Origin of the sequence: Xenorhabdus thailandensis (assembly GCF_037996785.1) — a bacterium.
Lineage (GTDB): Bacteria > Pseudomonadota > Gammaproteobacteria > Enterobacterales > Enterobacteriaceae > Xenorhabdus > Xenorhabdus griffiniae.
In genome coordinates this window covers 213,291-230,229 of the sequence record NZ_JBBMXF010000007.1, presented here as the reverse complement: position 1 = coordinate 230,229, position 16,939 = coordinate 213,291, and the positions used below count along the sequence as shown (strand labels likewise).

10 protein-coding genes and 3 tRNA genes are annotated in these 16,939 nt (G+C 46.4%); 7 read left to right on the top strand and 6 right to left on the bottom strand.

The annotated features are described in order from the left end of the window. Positions 1-96 precede the first annotated feature (96 nt). The 4 genes from AAC853_RS03535 to rsgA form a co-directional block, all read right to left on the bottom strand. Positions 97-1,302, bottom strand: a complete 1,206-nt coding sequence (locus tag AAC853_RS03535; protein ID WP_340613707.1) for an MFS transporter — start codon at positions 1,300-1,302, stop codon at positions 97-99. 14 nt (positions 1,303-1,316) lie between these two features. Then, the gene (gene mscM / locus AAC853_RS03530) at positions 1,317-4,661 is read right to left on the bottom strand and encodes a miniconductance mechanosensitive channel MscM (protein WP_340613706.1); all 3,345 of its coding nucleotides are present in this window, start codon (positions 4,659-4,661) and stop codon (positions 1,317-1,319) included. Between the two features lie 40 nt (positions 4,662-4,701). Further along, positions 4,702-5,607 (bottom strand): archaetidylserine decarboxylase, encoded by a 906-nt coding sequence (asd, locus tag AAC853_RS03525; RefSeq protein ID WP_340613705.1) that lies wholly within the window; start codon positions 5,605-5,607, stop codon positions 4,702-4,704. A gap of 111 nt (positions 5,608-5,718) precedes the next feature. Then, positions 5,719-6,777 (bottom strand): small ribosomal subunit biogenesis GTPase RsgA, encoded by a 1,059-nt coding sequence (rsgA, locus tag AAC853_RS03520; RefSeq protein ID WP_338883653.1) that lies wholly within the window; start codon positions 6,775-6,777, stop codon positions 5,719-5,721. Positions 6,778-6,900: 123 nt separating this feature from the next. Between rsgA and orn the strand changes: the two genes are divergently transcribed. The 3 genes from orn (at position 6,901) to AAC853_RS03505 (ending at position 7,869) form a co-directional block, all read left to right on the top strand. Beyond that, complete coding sequence (gene orn / locus AAC853_RS03515; RefSeq protein ID WP_338803962.1) at positions 6,901-7,446, top strand: oligoribonuclease; 546 nt, start codon at positions 6,901-6,903, stop codon at positions 7,444-7,446. A gap of 217 nt (positions 7,447-7,663) precedes the next feature. After that, positions 7,664-7,739 (top strand) — tRNA-Gly (locus tag AAC853_RS03510). Between the two features lie 54 nt (positions 7,740-7,793). Beyond that, positions 7,794-7,869, top strand: a tRNA-Gly gene (locus tag AAC853_RS03505). 97 nt (positions 7,870-7,966) lie between these two features. On the opposite strand, the gene AAC853_RS03500 is transcribed toward AAC853_RS03505, so the two are convergent. Beyond that, positions 7,967-11,329: an indolepyruvate ferredoxin oxidoreductase family protein gene (locus AAC853_RS03500; RefSeq protein ID WP_340613704.1), complete on the bottom strand. Its 3,363-nt coding sequence runs from the start codon at positions 11,327-11,329 to the stop codon at positions 7,967-7,969. 382 nt (positions 11,330-11,711) lie between these two features. Between AAC853_RS03500 and AAC853_RS03495 the strand changes: the two genes are divergently transcribed. Next, positions 11,712-11,787, top strand: a tRNA-Gly gene (locus tag AAC853_RS03495). A gap of 473 nt (positions 11,788-12,260) precedes the next feature. Here AAC853_RS03495 and AAC853_RS03490 read toward each other — a convergent pair. Next, positions 12,261-12,893: an FMN-dependent NADH-azoreductase gene (locus tag AAC853_RS03490; RefSeq protein ID WP_340613703.1), complete on the bottom strand. Its 633-nt coding sequence runs from the start codon at positions 12,891-12,893 to the stop codon at positions 12,261-12,263. Between the two features lie 483 nt (positions 12,894-13,376). On the opposite strand from AAC853_RS03490, the gene AAC853_RS03485 reads away from it, so the two are divergent. From AAC853_RS03485 to AAC853_RS03475, 3 genes are read left to right on the top strand one after another with little or no spacing between them, the layout of a single operon-like run. After that, entirely contained in the window at positions 13,377-14,087 is a 711-nt protein-coding gene (locus AAC853_RS03485) for an SDR family NAD(P)-dependent oxidoreductase (RefSeq protein ID WP_340613702.1), read from the top strand. Positions 14,088-14,132: 45 nt separating this feature from the next. Continuing rightward, a complete protein-coding gene (locus AAC853_RS03480) occupies positions 14,133-15,251 on the top strand; it encodes an HlyD family secretion protein (RefSeq protein ID WP_340613701.1) in 1,119 nt (372 codons plus the stop codon). Then, entirely contained in the window at positions 15,248-16,870 is a 1,623-nt protein-coding gene (locus tag AAC853_RS03475) for an MFS transporter (protein ID WP_340613700.1), read from the top strand. Before AAC853_RS03480 ends, AAC853_RS03475 begins: the two co-directional genes overlap by 4 nt. Positions 16,871-16,939 lie beyond the last annotated feature (69 nt).

Sequence of the window (16,939 nt, the reverse complement as noted above, 5' to 3'; positions counted from 1 at the left end):
TGGAAGTTGGGAGTACGCTCCCTCCTTTTAAAAGGAAATATTATCCAAATCAAAAATCATAGATATTAGGCATAACGAACTGACATATCCTCGGCTTTATTTAATTCTCTTGCACATTACCCAATAAATTATTAATCCCCCTGATACCACAAAAGCCATTAGTAATGGCGTTTGCTTGGCAAGGCTGGATTCCAGTATCGTACCAAAACAGAGATACCCAACAGGCACAGCAAGAAATCGTGTGGAGGAGAATAGCGTCATTATTCTGCCAAATAGATTTTCGGGTACTTGACGTTGAATCAGAGTCATTTCAACGGGAGCAGAAAATCCGATGCAAATACCAATAGCGAAAAGCTGAATGAAAAAAGCATATTGTCCGTTAAATAGCGCCAAAGATATTAGGCATAGGACAAATAGACTGTAGCTGATAATGATAATACGGTTGCTGGGAAAATATTTGCCATAAACACCATAGAGTAGTGAAGAGAGCGTTGTTCCTATGCCAAAGCTGGTCATTGAGATACCGAGGCTTAATACAGAATTAAATTCTTGTTTATTCACATAGGGTAAATAGATGATCAGAAATGGTGTAATCACAAAATTTACTATTGCACTAATGAGTAGTATGGCGAGAAGTTCTTTCTCAGATGTCATGTATCTGAATGCTTCAAGGAAATAATGGTGTGGTTGTGAGGGAATTTCAGTCACTTCATTGATATTGGCGACAAAATGTTTTTTCAGAATAATCAGTCCTAATGTAGTTATCAAAAAACTTACCGCATCGAAATACAGGGCATTGAGTGTACCGAGCGTGGCAATAATCAATGAACCAACGATGGGACCGATCAGATCACAAATATTCTCAACCGTACTGTTGATACCATTGATCAATTCATGTTCGCTTTTATTCTGTTTGATTTCTTTTGCCAGCATGACGTCTTTCGCTAAACGTCCAGGGGAATCCAAAATGGTGGAGAATATCAGTAAGACCGCCAACAGGTAAAAATTCAGGACGTCCATGGTGTAAAACAGAGGAATTAACAACACACTGAAAAAATTGACTAAATCAGATAATAAGGAAATGCGATATGCTCCATATTTATCCACTAATTGAGCACTAAAGAAAATGGAAAAGAGCAGGGGAAGGATTTTTGCAGACATTATGGCAGCAACTAATAGTGGGCTGCCCGATATTTCCAAAATCAACCATGGGATAGCAATTTCAGTAATGGCATTTCCTAGAATAGAAACGCCATTGAATGCCAGTAATCCACTAAGTTGAAAAGGTATACGTTTGGTCATGTGGTTATATAGGCTTACAGTTCTCCCGGCCTGCGTGGGGGATTACGGCCCGTGAAGTTAGTTGTAGCACTGCGGATCTCTTGTCCAAAAATATCAACCCGTGCCTGAAATGGTGGGAATGGCAAGGTGATATCATGTTTGTGGAATTCCTGCAAAATATGTTGATGTACTTCATGACGGGCAGGCATACGATGCCCCATCTCGGCAGCATAGGCACGTAGTTCATAAATCTGAATACCTTGTTGCAAATCCACTAAATACACTTCCGGCATTGGGTTATCGAGAATAAAGGGTGAGCTTTTGGCGGCAGACATCAATATGTCGGTGGCGTTTGCAGAGTCCACATCAGCCGGCACAGGGATTGTCAGGACGATACGCGTGATCGTGTCAGACAATGACCAGTTGATAAATTGCTCTGTAATAAAGGCCTTGTTGGGAACAATAATCTCTTTTTTGTCCCAGTCAGACAGGGTTGTTGCCCGTGTATTGATCTTCGTGATGCTGCCTGTCAGGCCACGGATAGTCACGGTATCACCAATGCGGATCGGTTTTTCAAATAAGATGATCAGACCAGAAATAATATTGGTGAAAATTTCCTGTAAGCCAAAACCAAGCCCAACCCCCATTGCAGCAATTAGCCATTGTATTTTTGACCATTCAATACCCACCAGAGAAAAACCTACCAAACCACCAATGAGGGTAATGCTATATTTGGTGAGTGTCGTAATGGCATAACCTGTTCCCGGTGTCAGCACTAAATGCTGTAACAGGGCGAGTTCCAGCAGAGCGGGTAAGTTACGGACGAGTTGCGTAGTAATAACAATAACTAAGATTGCAATTAATACGGAACCCAGAGTAATTGGTTGAATGCTATCAACACCATTGATGGTTGTACTCACGTCCCAAAGCCGGATATTTTCAAGGAAAGAAAAGGCTGAATGCAGTTCAGACCACAATAGAATAAGTGAAACCAGTGCTGTCATTGTCAGAATTGAGCGTACCAACCCTAACGACTGGGCACTGATGGCATCCAAATCGATGACTGGCTCTTCAATCTCGATTGATCCCTCTACGCTGCTATTGATATTGCCAGAATCTTCTTCACTTTTGGCGCGTTGGGCCAATATTTCTGCGCGGCGTTGTTTTGCCCGTTCAAAAGCGATCTTACGGCGCTGGATTAGCATCCATCGACGTATAATGTGGTAAATGACCAGCAGGAAGAACCAGATAGCGACAGAGGTTTCCAGACGACCTAATAGTGCCTGTGAGGTTTGCAGATAACCCAGGATTGAAGCAAGTGCCGCTAAGATTGGGGCAGAGAGCAGTATCCACCATAGAACAGAGCTAACAATATTTTCGCCTGAACCATGTTTGTCCATATAGAGTGGAATGCCGGCGCGTTTTAAGCTACTGGTGACCAAACTCAGCGAGATACAGAGCATGATGAAACATAGCCTGCCGAGGGTTGCGATAAAGTCCTGGTCTTTGTAATGATTAAAAGTGATCAATGCCATCATCAGAGGCACGATCAGGAAAATGGAAAGGCGATAGAAACGCATCGCTCGTTTGATGCGTTCTTCCGGCCAGCGAAAATGGGCGATAAATAGACCATTGGGATGGGCAAAGGCCGCACTGAGCATAAAGATCCACAGAACGGGGGTGGTTTCACGGACACCGTTACCTATTGCGGTAGCCATCGGATACTGCCATGCATTTTGTAACCCATAACCAATGGCTGACCAAAGCATTGGCAACGGTAATGCCGCGACAACAGACCAAAAAACGGTGCGCATAGTCAAAGAGAAATGATCTTGTGTCACTTTCCCGATGCGATTACTCGAACGCTCAAGAAAAGCATGATACTGGCGGTGTGAACTAACACTAAAAATAACCAGTAATAAAGTACCCAGCAAATAGAGCAGAGTATCTTGTTTGGTTAACATGCTGTGGATAGAGGCGCCCAACTGAGAGAATGTGTCCAGAGATAACAGACGCGTCAGATTTTGCACCACCTTCAATGGATAATTGAGCGATATAGGATTGACATCGGCTACCCAGAACAGATAGCGGTGGGTAGCATCCTGAACTTCTTTCAGGGCATCATTTAATTTGTTGGTGATAACCTTGAATTGTGTCTGTTCCAGGATCTCATTGTCATATCCTGATAGCAGGGAATTTAATAGTTCTTTCCTGGTGCGGATAAGTGACTCATAGACCTTTTTTTGCTCTGGCGTCAGAGTGTGATATGAGGGCAATGTTTGCTCAAGAGGCCGTTGCAACTGGTCCAGCATTTCCTCATATTTCAGTCTTTCGACCCGCAATTCGACAATATCTCTGTCAATTTGCTGGGATTTTGACATATCGGGAATATGGGTGACTCTCGCCCTCAAGGTTTCACCAAGGGCAGTGGAATCGTTTAGCCATTGTGCTTGTTCACGGATAGTATTGAGTGTTTGGAGGACAAAAAGAATTTCGCTGTTGGCCTTGCGCTGTTTTGAACCAATGGCTTCCATTCTCTGGGTTTGCTGGTTGAGCATTTGTGACAATTGGCGGTTTTGCTGGAGTTCTTCCTGCAAAAACTTTGGCAGTTTTTCACCACTCTGCTCCGCCAGCATTTCTGTATATTCCAGCGCAGATTCCGTTTTCTGCTGGCGTTGGGTATTTAACTGGCTGCGTAATCGCTGGAGTTTAACATCCAGTCGTTGATAACGTTTTTTGTATAATTCTGCGCGTATGCGCGCAATTTCCTGACGATTATTGACAGAAAGTTGAGCCATCTCCAGTTCATCAACCATCGCCTTACGGGCATTGACTTCTGCTTGCGCCAGCGCCAATTGCGCTTTGGCCAGTGGCGTGGAAGGTGAATCCAGAGACTGGAACCGAGAAGTTGCCTCAGTTAGCAAACGCTTCGCTTCAGCCTGCTGTTGAGGTAATTGACTCATGGAATCACTGATTTCTCGGAGCTTATCCTGTTCGTGCTGTAATTGGTGTCCTTGTTCCTGTAATTTGTTATTTGTCTGGATAATTTGCTGTTCTAAATTGCTGATAGGTTGGTTAGCCGGAATGGGGGTAGCGGCATTGTCTTCAGCAAGGATTTTTTGGCGTAGTTCTTTGATGATTTTAGGAAATTCATCAATTGCTTGTCGATATTTCTGGGAACGCTCATTGGCGGATTTTGTATCATTAACCCAATTTATTGCCCCTTGAAGTGCATGTGCGATTTCAGAATCTTGTGAGCGTTTACTGCCTCCAACCTGCTTCAGTTCTTGTTTTAGTTGGGTTTCATCCAACTGAGGCACAGAAGCAAAAGCCGGACTCGTAATTAAGAGGCTGAGAAGTAAACTGATAATCAGGCGCACAATAAGGGGCTCCTTGGTTATAAATTAGCTGATGATATCTTTAATTCATTGATTCATCGTTATTTACTGTGGGTTCTTCTGATGTAACAGTTTGCGCCATCACGTCTCCCATACGGGTTTGGGAACCACTGTATAAGTTGTTAGCAAAATTAATCTGATTAGCCGCAAACAAGTTGATCACAGTTGAACCCAGCTTGAAGCGACCCATTTCCTCGCCTTTTTTGAGGGAAATGATGCTTTCTTGACCTTCTGTAGGGTAGGTCCAGCGCTTGATGATGCCTTCACGCGGAGGTGTGACACAACCACTCCAGACAGTTTCAATACTGCCAACAATGGTCGCACCAACCAGAATTTGCACCATGGGGCCGAATTTCGTCTCAAATAAACAGATGATGCGTTCATTACGCGCAAATAAATTTGGCACATTGGCTGCCGTCAAGGGATTTACTGAGAACAGATCGCCAGGGACATAGATCATCTCCTTGAGCACGCCATCGCATGGCATGTGGACACGGTGATAATCCCTTGGCGATAAGTAAGTCGTGATAAATTGACCATTACGGAACTGTTCGGCCAGTTGATACTGTCCTGCCAGCAGTGCTTCTATAGTGTAATAGTGGCCTTTGGCCTGAATAATCTGATCTTCGCGGATCGCCCCAAGCTGGCTGACGGTGCCGTCTGCTGGCAGGGCCAATTGGTGGGCTTCATTGGCGATAGGGCGAATGCCTTCCTTAAGGGGGCGGACAAAAAATTCATTGAATGTTGAATAAGCAGTGAATGCAGGATCTTGCGCCTCATTCATATCCACTTTATAGGCCTTCGCGAAAGCCTTGATGGCAAGCTGCGTCAGCCAGCCTGCTTTTTTATTGGCAAACCAACCTGCCAGTTTTGTAATACATTGTTTTGGCAGTAAATATTGTAAGTTAATTTTAAAATTATCCAGCACGTCAACCTCTTGGTTCTTTTCTTGGCAAATTGGACATCTTGGCAAATTGGACAAAAGTCGACTATTGTACCTGCCATTATTTTTAATGTCAGGGTATCGTTAATTATTGTCTTATTTTTGAGCGCTTGTGAAATTTCGGCGTGGTTTAACCTGTGCCATGCTTTCCAGAATCCGGTGGTAATTTTCGAAACGTTCCTGAGCAATGGTGCCTTGTTCCAATGCTTCTTTTAGGGCACATCCAGGATCGTCTAGATGTTTGCAATCACGGAACTTGCACCCTCCCAGATATTCGCGGAATTCGACAAAACCTTGTGTAACCTGTTCTGGCGTTAGATGCCACAAGCCAAACTCACGGACACCTGGAGAGTCGATCACATCTCCCCCCAGTGGAAAATGGTAAAGGCGTGCTGTGGTCGTGGTATGCTGACCGAGGCCTGAGTTATCTGAGACATTATTGACCAGAATATCTTCGTTCATGTCGGGCAACAGGGTATTGAGCAAGCTGGATTTCCCGACACCAGATTGGCCAGCAAAGATACTGATTTTGTTAGCCAGCAGTGCGGTCAGTTCAGGGATACCCTCGCCGGTGTAGCTGGAAACCTCCAGTACGCGATAGCCGATATGGCGATAGATCTCCATGACTTCGTTAACCCATTCACGGCTTTCGGCATCTAACAGGTCAATTTTATTGAGTACAATCAGCGGCTCGATATTGAGTGTTTCACATGCGACTAAATAGCGATCGATAATATTCAGCGAAAGCTCAGGTAAGATAGCGGAAACTATCACAATTTGGTTAATATTTGATGCGATGGGTTTGATGCCATCATAGTAGTCAGGACGAGTAAGAACGGAAGTGCGCTCATGAACCGCTTCTACGATACCATTTACTTTGACATCAGACTGGAGTTGTAGCGCGGGGCGCCATACAACGCGATCACCTGTGACCAATGAGTGGATTGTTCTGCGGATATTGCAACGCTGTATAGAAGAATCGGCTGCTTCAATATCAGCATGTTGCCCGAATCGGCTGATCACCAACCCTTCTTGTGGCTCACCAAACTGGCTGTCATCCATTTCTGACTTTTGGGCATTGGCCTTATTCAGCTTGCGCTGATGATTCGCTTGCACACGGCGCTGTTGCCCTTTAGAGAGTTTACTTTTAGCCACCGAACCTCACTTATTTTTTGTTTATCTTTCATCTATCTTGCTGATCATCGCTGTGAGTGATCAAAAACGTTATGATACCTCACAGATACAGACTACCTCTTTTGAAGGAAACTAGGATATATCATGTCAAAAAGTGAGAACAATCTTATCTGGATAGATTTAGAGATGACGGGCCTAGATCCCGAGCGCGATCGCATAATTGAAATTGCGACTATTGTCACCGATTCGGAATTGAATATCCTTGCAGAAGGGCCTGTAATTGCGGTTCATCAGCCGGATGCGCAATTGGCATTAATGGATGAATGGAATGTGCGGACGCATACTGCGAGTGGATTAGTCGAACGTGTAAAGCAGAGCCAGTTTGGTGATGCGCAAGCTGAAAAAGCAACCATTGCTTTTCTGGAACAATGGGTGCCGGCAGGAAAATCACCTATTTGTGGCAATAGCGTGGGGCAAGATCGTCGTTTCCTGTTTCGCTATATGCCAGAGTTAGAAAAGTATTTTCACTACCGTTACTTGGATGTCAGTACCCTGAAAGAATTGGCCCGTCGTTGGAAACCTGAAATGTTGTCGGGATTTAGTAAGAAAAATACCCACCAGGCCTTGGATGATATTCGGGAATCCATTGCTGAATTGGTGTATTACCGCGAACATTTTATCCAGAAATAAAATGTGGTCCAAAAGTAAAGAACGGCATTTGATATAAGATTCGTACGTAAATCAATCTCTGCATTGGTGGTTAAGCGGATTGTTTGCTGGTTTAATCATCAATCAGAGGAAAAATACAATTTTTTGTGTTGTGGGACTTGCCAGAGGAATAATTTCTCGTATAATGCGCTCCCCGTACCGGTGAAGAATTTCAACCGTACGATATACCAGAATATATGCGGGAATAGCTCAGTTGGTAGAGCACAACCTTGCCAAGGTTGGGGTCGCGAGTTCGAGTCTCGTTTCCCGCTCCAAATTAAGATTTATTCGGGTATGCCAAGTCAGGCTTAATGCAAGCCACACAAAATGCGGGAATAGCTCAGTTGGTAGAGCACAACCTTGCCAAGGTTGGGGTCGCGAGTTCGAGTCTCGTTTCCCGCTCCAAATTCAGGACTGTAGATGTGATAAAAGTCTGCAAGTCATAGAAAAAAGGGCCTGATGGCCCTTTTTTCGTTATAAGAGAATAAATTACCAACTTATTTTATAACGTTTTCAACAACGCTTCTTTACTTTCCAACATGCGTTTCATCGCTTTTTGTTTCACATGACCAAAACCACGTACTTGATCAGGCAGTTCGGCGAGTTGCAGGCAAGTTGCCAGATTATTGCGTTCCATTTTTTCGATTAAAAAATCAATTAATCGCTCATACTCAAGCAGCAAATTTCTTTCCTGTTTACGCTCTTCCTGATAGCCAAAAATATCGAAAACAGTACTACGTAGTGATTTACATGCGGCAAGAAAGCGCAATACAGGAACGATCCACGCACCATATTCTTTTTTTCCACGTTGGCCTGTACGGGGATCTTTGCGATTAAAGAGAGGAAGGCTAAGGTGAAAACGGATGGTATCTGTATTATCAAATTGCGAGCGGAGCTTATCGAAAAAACCGGTTTTAACGTAGAGTCGGGCGACTTCATATTCATCTTTATATGCCATTAACTTGAATAAGTTTTTCGCAACGGATTGAGTAATTTCTTCTGCGTCGATCTGCTGAGCCACCATTTGAACCTGGGCAATACGGCTGAGATAACGCATCGCATATCTTTCATTTTGATAATCAACCAGCAATTGATACCGATGCATGATGAGATCGTCCAGACTTTTTATATTTTCTTGCGGCATAATATTAAGGTGTTTTTGCAGTATTTCGGGTTGTGCTGCCGCGATGCGGCCTATACAGAAAGCTCGTCGGGCATTATCCGCTGAAGCTCCTAGTTCTTGCATGGCATTGTCGATGGCTGATAGTGTGATTGGCAGTTTGCCGAGCTGCCAGGCATAACCCATTAATATGATATTGGTTTGGTCTTTGTCACCGACTAAATGAGTCGCCATTATTTCTGCATCAATGGGGAGTAATGTCTGTGTATGCTGATTCAGGATATCTAACATTTTAGGGTGATCCAGATCCAGCATAGGAGAGCGAAGCATCGTACCGATTTGGGTTTCATGAGTGTTCAGTATGCATTTTGTTGATCCCCTCGACATCACTTCCAGTGCGTTTTGCCCGGTGGCAGCCACTAAATCAGCGGCGATAACCAGATTAGCACGTCCGCGATCAATCCTGACTTGATGCAGTGTATCCTTGTTATGGCATAGCCGAACATGGGTTATAGCTTCCCCGCCTTTTTGCGCAAATCCGGTAAAATTGAGCAGACTCACAAAGCAATTATCTAATTGTGCAGCATTTGCCAGTAGGTGCCCTGCGGTGACGATACCTGTACCACCGATACCGACTAATAGGATTTCATAAGGTGTTTTAGCAGAAGCCAGTGTTGGCTGAGGTAGTTTGTGGATAATTTTATCTAACTCAGCTTGTGTGATGATCTTACTGAGATCTGCACGTGGGTTGGCATTTTCGACAGTGATAAAGCTGGGGCAGAATCCTTTCAGACAGGACAGATCTGTGTTGCAAACGTGTTGGTCTATCTTGCGTTTAGTGCCTAAAGGCGTTTTGACTGGAATGACGGCGAGGCAATTTGATTGTATTTGACAGTCGCCACATCCCTCACAGACCAATTCATTGATGACGGCGCGCCGCGTCACTTTTGGCGCTAACCCCCGTTTCCTTTTACGACGGAGTTCTGTGGCACAGGCTTGATCGTAGATGAGTACCGTTACGCCAACGATATCTCGAAGACGTTTCTGTACATCTTCCAGATAATCTCGTTCATAGATCTTTACCTTGGCAGGGAGGTGGTTTTTATATTTATCCATGTCATCCGTCACGACAACCACTTCTTTCACACCTTCAGCAATCATTAAAGAAACAATTTGCGATAGGGTGATATTCCCATCCAGCGGTTGCCCACCTGTCATTGCCACAGCATCATTGAACAGCAATTTGTAAGTAATGTGGCTTCCTGCGGCGACTGATTGGCGAATGGCTAAGTGACCAGAATGGAAATAGGTGCCATCGCCCAGATTTTGAAAGACATGGGAACGATTGACAAATGGAGAGTGTCCTATCCAGTCGACGCCTTCTCCCCCCATTGGCAAGAGGCCGTTTCCGGTATTGCGATCCATCCACGTAGCCATAACATGGCATCCAATACCAGGCTGAGCTTGGCTACCGTCTGGCAAGCGAGTTGACGTGCTATGAGGGCATCCGGCGCAAAAATACGGTGTGCGTTTAGGTAAGCTTGTATCGTGCTGAATGGTAGTCGTTGACCATTCGGGTGGCACGGAGAGAAATAAATTGAATTGGTGTAACCATCCAGAAAGTGGGGTGGCAACCCGTGAAGGGCGTAGTTCAACATCAGTAGGTAATAACCTCTGACCAAGCTGGTTATGCTTACCTATCAGATTGGTCATTTTCTGTAACTTAACTAATTGATGAGCCAGCAGCATCTCAACGATGGCGGCTTTTTCTTCAATAATAAAAATATGACTGACTTGGGTAGCAAGTTCGCTGAGAAGTGGTGATAAAGGATAAACTAAACGGACATGGAGAAAAGCGACGCCTTGTTGGGCCAGATCAGAAGGCGTAAGGCCTCCGATACGCAGGGCTTCCATAACATCCTTATGGGCCTTGCCAACCGTTACCAATAAAGCCTGTGGCTGTTCGCAGGGAGCGAGCAGGTAATCAATGGGGTTTAGTTTAGCGAACTCTTCGACGGCTTTTAGTTTATAGGCCAGGCGCTTTTCAATTTGTGGACCTGGGAGATCTGGCCAGCGCCAATGCAACCCATCGGGGCCAGGATCAACGTGGGGAATTTTATAATCAGGGAATGGCTTGCTTTCTCTGACAGCACCGCTTTCCACAACTTCACTGATTGCTTTAAAACCAAACCATGCACCGCTGACACGTGATGCCGCCCAGCCCCATAAACCGACACTCATATAATCGGCAACCGATGCTGGGTGCAAAATAGGCATACTCCATGCCATCATCGCGAGATCGGATTGGTGGGACATGGAAGAAGAAACACAACCGTGATCGTCGCCGACGATAACCAGTACACCACCGGTTGGTGAGGAGCCGTAGGCATTGCCATGTTTAAGTGCATCACCGGAACGATCGACACCTGGCCCTTTGCCGTACCACATACCAAAAACACCGTTAACCTGTCGGTCTGGATCTGTTTCGACTTTTTGTGTACCTATCAGTGCATCGGCTGCGAGATCTTCATTAATGGCTGGTTGAAAACGAATGTTAGCTTGGATAAGTGCTTTGCTGTGTTGCCATAATGTTTGATCTAAGCGGGCTAAAGGAGAGCCACGATAACCTGAAACGAACCCCGCTGTGTTGAGATTGTGGATTTCATCCAACTCAGCTTGAGCGAGTAGAAGGTCAACCAGCGCCTCATTACCCGTGACAAATTTAGATTGATAATATCGAGCCATGTTCCTGACCCTCTCTTAAGAGAATAATTATCTAATTAACAACGAAAATTGTTGTTAATCTATTTCCACAAAATCGTTAGGACAAGCATAAATCTTATTAGATGTTGGTTAATTGTTTATTTAATGTTAACTCTGTGCTGTTTGGTATTCCAGATAACTGTTGGGGTTACGGTAGGGATTTTTTGTGTCAAACTGGGGCGAATATCTTTTGAGCGTTTAACTCGGGAGTAAAGCAAAGGACTTGCCATCTTATCTGAAGGCGTTCATAATGGCGCCCATTCCTGATATGTAGGATTTAGAAATTTCCTGTAACTCATAAGGTTACCGGGCTTCAAAATCAGTATTCAGGCATCTCAAGCTAATCATATTAGCTGTCAGCGACGCGGGAATAGCTCAGTTGGTAGAGCACAACCTTGCCAAGGTTGGGGTCGCGAGTTCGAGTCTCGTTTCCCGCTCCAATTTTTGATCTTCAGACGCCTATTTCTATCTGTAATTCATTGAAAAACTTCCTTTATTCCTTAAAACTCCTTGACGCAACGGTGCCTGATGAGAAGTCGTGGCGTAAGTTTTATACCAATAAAACGTAGGCTATTCTCTTGCCGGACAGGATGTAGGAACATGCTTCACGTTTTTGAGGCAGACCATCTGTCTTTCCTGATTCTGGGATTGGTCGAATGGTGAGAGGGATTCTGGGTTGCACGTATGTTTGTCGGGGCTGATATGCTCGACGCAGGGTGTCTATGTACAACGGCTAACTTCGTACGCACTGGCGCCGTAGCGTTGTAAGGCCTTGTGAATTCTGCGTGCTTACCAGCACTTTGTTAAGTGACTTAAAAATTAACTTCACTGTAGAGGGACATGCAACTGTCGAATTACGACAGGCATGCCTAAAAGTATTTCATATTAATAAATACAAAATAAATTAGTGAAATTAATCATTTGTCCATTCATTTGCTAATTTTTTTGCGCTACATTTGGCTTCGGTTTTTGTTTTTGTATAGTCAGCATTCATGACAGTAGGTGCTACATGGAGATGTTCCACTGTTTCCACACCGATAAATTTGAGCCAGTCCTCTAGATATGCAGTGGCAAAATCTGAACCAAACGCTTCGGGAATGCCATCGTAGTACACACCGCTGGCATGGACGACGATAGCTTTTTTCCCTGTCAGTAGACCGGAATAACCTTTCGCAGGATCAAAGCCAAAAGCCCAGCCTGGCTGTGTTACTACGTCAATGAACTGTTTGAGTTTATAGGGAATGCTGTTATTCCAGAGGGGTACGTTAAAGATATAAGCATCCGCTGAGGCGAAGCGATCGAAGACTTTCTTGATGTTTTCCCATGCCTGCTTTTGGTCTGCGCTGAAATCACTAGCCGAGAATAATGCCATCTTTGCGCCAACGGCAAGGCCATCGAATTCAGGCAGCTCATCCTCAAAAAGATTAAATGTATCAATTTGAAGATTGCTGCTGTTTTTGCCCAACTCGTTGATAAAGGTATTCGCAACGTCGAGTGATTGGCTGTCGGAAGCACGTGTTGATGCATTGATGTGTAATAACTTCATGAACTCTTTCCTTAAATTGATCAGCAGAAAGCCTTATGGCTGTCTTGCCATAAGTGGAATAACGAGATTTCGTTATTAAATGAATTTCTGAGAATAACCTATCTGTAACCGGGCATATTTTTTTATATCATTTTTAATTTGCCAACTAAAACGTTGGCGTTTTTATTAAGTTTATTGATTGGTTTTGGCTAAGTCAAGAATATTAATTGGGTTAGGATCTAAAATTATTTCAAGTTTGTAAGGAGCATTCAGTCCACATTCATGAAGCATTCTATCTGTATGAAATAATAGGTCATTCGTTAGGCCGTGGTGTCGGGTCCGTATCGTGAAAACTCGACCACGGGCGTCTCAAGAATTCTGCGTTTTGTTCCTAAGCTATTAGCACCTTTCCCGTTCAAAGTGAGTTGTCGCGATACCAAAATGAGACTAATATAAACTCCAACGTTGTAGTTGGATTGGGGAATTTGAACAGGAGAGTGAACTATGAAACATACCATCGTTATCTGCGGGTACGGGCCTGCCATCGCTGATGCCGTTGCTCGGCGATTCGGCGCCGAAGGTCATCCAGTGGCTCTGATAGCCCGAAATGCACAGCGACTATCTGACGCTGTAGCATCGCTTCAGGCCGACGGCATCAGGGTGCAGTCCTATGTCGCCGACCTTGGTGATACGGCAGCAGTATCACGTGTCATGGAGGATATTCGTGCCGATATGGGGCCTGTGGGTATCCTACACTGGAATGCTTTCAGTGATATTGATGGAGATTTACTCTCCACGGCACCGGAAGCTCTCTCCCAGAGTCTTGCGGTACGTGTCGTCGGGTATATTGCCGCTGTGCAGGCGGTTCAGCCCGATCTTGAAGTTACCCGGGGCGCTGTTCTGGCCACCAGTGGGGTGATGGCCTTCTACGGTTCGGATATCGACAGCTTTGCCAAGGATTTCGGTGCATTGGCTGTTTCTGTGGCTGCACAACATAAAGCAACCGGTGTGCTGACACAAACTCTTGCGCAGCACGGTGTCTATGTAGGTGAAGTTGTGGTTAACGGTTTTGTGAAGAAATCGGCAGGTTCTGTACAGCACGAAGCCTCGGTGGATCCAGAAGACGTTGCTGAACAGTTCTGGCAGATGAATGCTGCCCGTACCACACATTCCATGATCTTTGGTGGAAAGCTTTCATTCGGAGCAGCTTCATGACAGGACTTCGGGCGTGACACGGGTATTGACGGGAGACAAAATTTGATGTTGGGAAAAGTCAGGATCAAGTGGGTCCTTCGTTTTACGTTGATTGGTGCACTGATATTTGCTGGCGCCAGCTGGGGGTGGGACTGGTTTAATGCCGGTCGTTACGAATTAAGGATCGACAATGCTTATGTCAGGGGTGACATTACCGCAATCGCCCCGAGAGTTTCGGGTCATGTGGTTGAATTGCAAGTGACGGATAACCAGCCTGTGCGTCAAGGAGATGTATTATTCCGGATAGATGATCACAATTATCGGGCGATGGTGGCCTCCGCGGAAGCCGCTGTTGCTCAGGCTGAAGCGGCAATAGGGACTTTGGCAGCCCAGAGAAAGGTTCAGGAATCTATCATTGATCAATCGGAGGCAACTATTGCTGAGGTTCAGGCAAACTTGGATCTGGCTAGAAGAACGTTCAATCGGACCAATACTTTAGTGGATTCCCGGGCAGTTTCGGTTGCAAGCGTGGACTTGGCTCGGGCTGATCTGGGGCAGGCAGAAGCAAGGCTGCGCGCCGCGCAGGCATCACGGCTGGCAGCGCAGAGACAACTGGAATATCTCGACAGTCAGCGTGCAGCAGTTGCCGCAACCCTCGCGTTGGCTAAAGCGTCGCTCGATGCGTCGAGAGTTGATTTGGACTCCACCGTGGTGCGTGCACCGGTTGACGGTGTGGTTGGTAGCCGTGATATTCAGGTTGGCCGCTACGTTTCGGCTGGGACGCGGATGCTAGATTTGGTTCCCATACATCGTCTCTGGGTAGAGGCAAATCCGCGTGAAACTTATGTCGGGCAGGTGCTTCCCGGCCAGCCGGTGCGCATTTCGGTTGACGGATTTCCTGATGCGCGGATAGCCGGGGTGGTCGAAAGTATCGCCCCGGGTTCTGGAGCCGCTTTTAGCCTGATCCCACCGGACAATGCCACCGGCAACTTTGTAAGGATTGTCCAGCGCGTACCAGTAAAAATCCGGCTAACTGATGTACCGAAGGAGGTGCGGCTGGTTCCCGGACTTAGTGCACGTGTCGCTATTCGCACTAATGGGCTCGTTCAGATCGTTGATGAAAGCAGTGAGACAATGAAGCTCAGCATGACCCGTCAAACCCGCGATCAGGAGATGGCACGATGATGATCGCGGTCCACAGATTGGTAGGGCAGAAGGGACTGACTTCGCCTAGAATGCAACGCCGTGGTAAGGTGCTATTGAGCATCGGTGTGTTGATTGCCCTGCTTACGGATGGCGTGGGTTCGACTATCCTGAGCCTGGCACGCAATGAAATCAATGGCGATCTTTCTACAACTCCGGATGAATTTGCCTGGCTTACCATTGTCTATCTGGCCGCAAAGATTTTGGGATTTCTGGTTGCCCCCTGGTTTTGTGGATGGATAGGTACACGGGAAGCGATGACAGCAAGTGTGTCGCTGATGGTGACGTTTTTCTGCCTGTCGACTCTGACCGGATACTGGCCTCTACACCTGGCTATTTTCACCGGTCTCGGCCTAGCGGGTGGTGTGATGCTTGTCTCCGCCCAGGCTCTTCTTTTCCAGACGTTTGTCCGTCCCTCGCAACCAGGATTTCAGCTTCTCTATGCGCTGGGTTCCTCTGCCGGTGCTGCTGCACTGGCGCCAGGTATGCAAGGCTGGATACTTGACAGTTTTGATTGGCGCTGGATTGCGGCAGGGGCAACCAGTGCCGGAGTGCTGGCACTGGTGCTGCTACGGATGACACGTATCGGTATCCGTTCTACATCGGTCAAGGTTCCGTTTGATGGTTTGCTTGTACTGATGATCGCAGTTGCATCTATGTGTTTAACCTATGTGTCAACCCAGGGAGAACGTTGGAACTGGTTCAGTGAACCCCGGATCGTTATTGCTGCGGTAGTCGGAGGGATCCTGGTCTTGTTGGCGGGTTTACGGGTGATACGGCAGATGCCGCAATCCCGGATGCTTGATTTATCGATTTATGGGCATTTGAATTTCTCGTTTGCTTTTCTCGCCAGTTTTGTGGCCGGCTTTGCATTGTTCGGTACAGCATACCTGATCCCGGCCTATGCAATCGGTGGGCTGGGGATGAATTCGCGCCAGGTCGGTGAGCTGCTTTTACCTGGAGCGGCTAGCTTTGCCTTGGCAATGTGTCTTTCTGCTTATGTGTTGCCTAAGCTCAGGATCCCGGCAGTCCTTACCGTTCCGGCCGGAATTGTTCTTCTGATGATTGCAACCTGGCTTCTCGGTCATCAGGCTCGTGGGGCGGGAGTGGATGCACTTTTTCTGCCGGTTTTGCTGAGAGGTAGCGGACTGGGTTTTCTATTCCTCGCGATCACGCTATTGGCACTGATGTGGATGCCGGGGCCACAGATCCCGCATGGCGCAGCGCTGATGTCGGCAGCCCGTCAGTTGGGTGGGCTGGCCGGGATCGGATATCTGGGGGCCGTGGTGACGCGCCAGACTGAACTGAACAACCAAATGCTCAGCGCGTACCTGACTTCCGGTGAAGTCCTGCTGAATGGACGGCTTGACAGCCTAACCGCGCAGTTTGTTCGAGGCGGGTTGTCATCAGTTGATGCCGCCGCAGCTGCCATGGGACAGATAGGACAGCAACTGACCTCACAGGCGGCTGCGGTGGCATGGAATCGCGCGTTCCTAACTGTAACTCTCTTTTTCTGTTTCGCTGCGCCGACACTCATCATCTCCCGTTTCTTCTTGTTGAAGGTGTTGGAGCCACCACCGAAATCGCCGGCAAAGCGATGATATTGAAAACGGCCTGAAAAGGGAACGGACAGTATGTATATAGTCCCTGACCTACAGGCCATTACCACT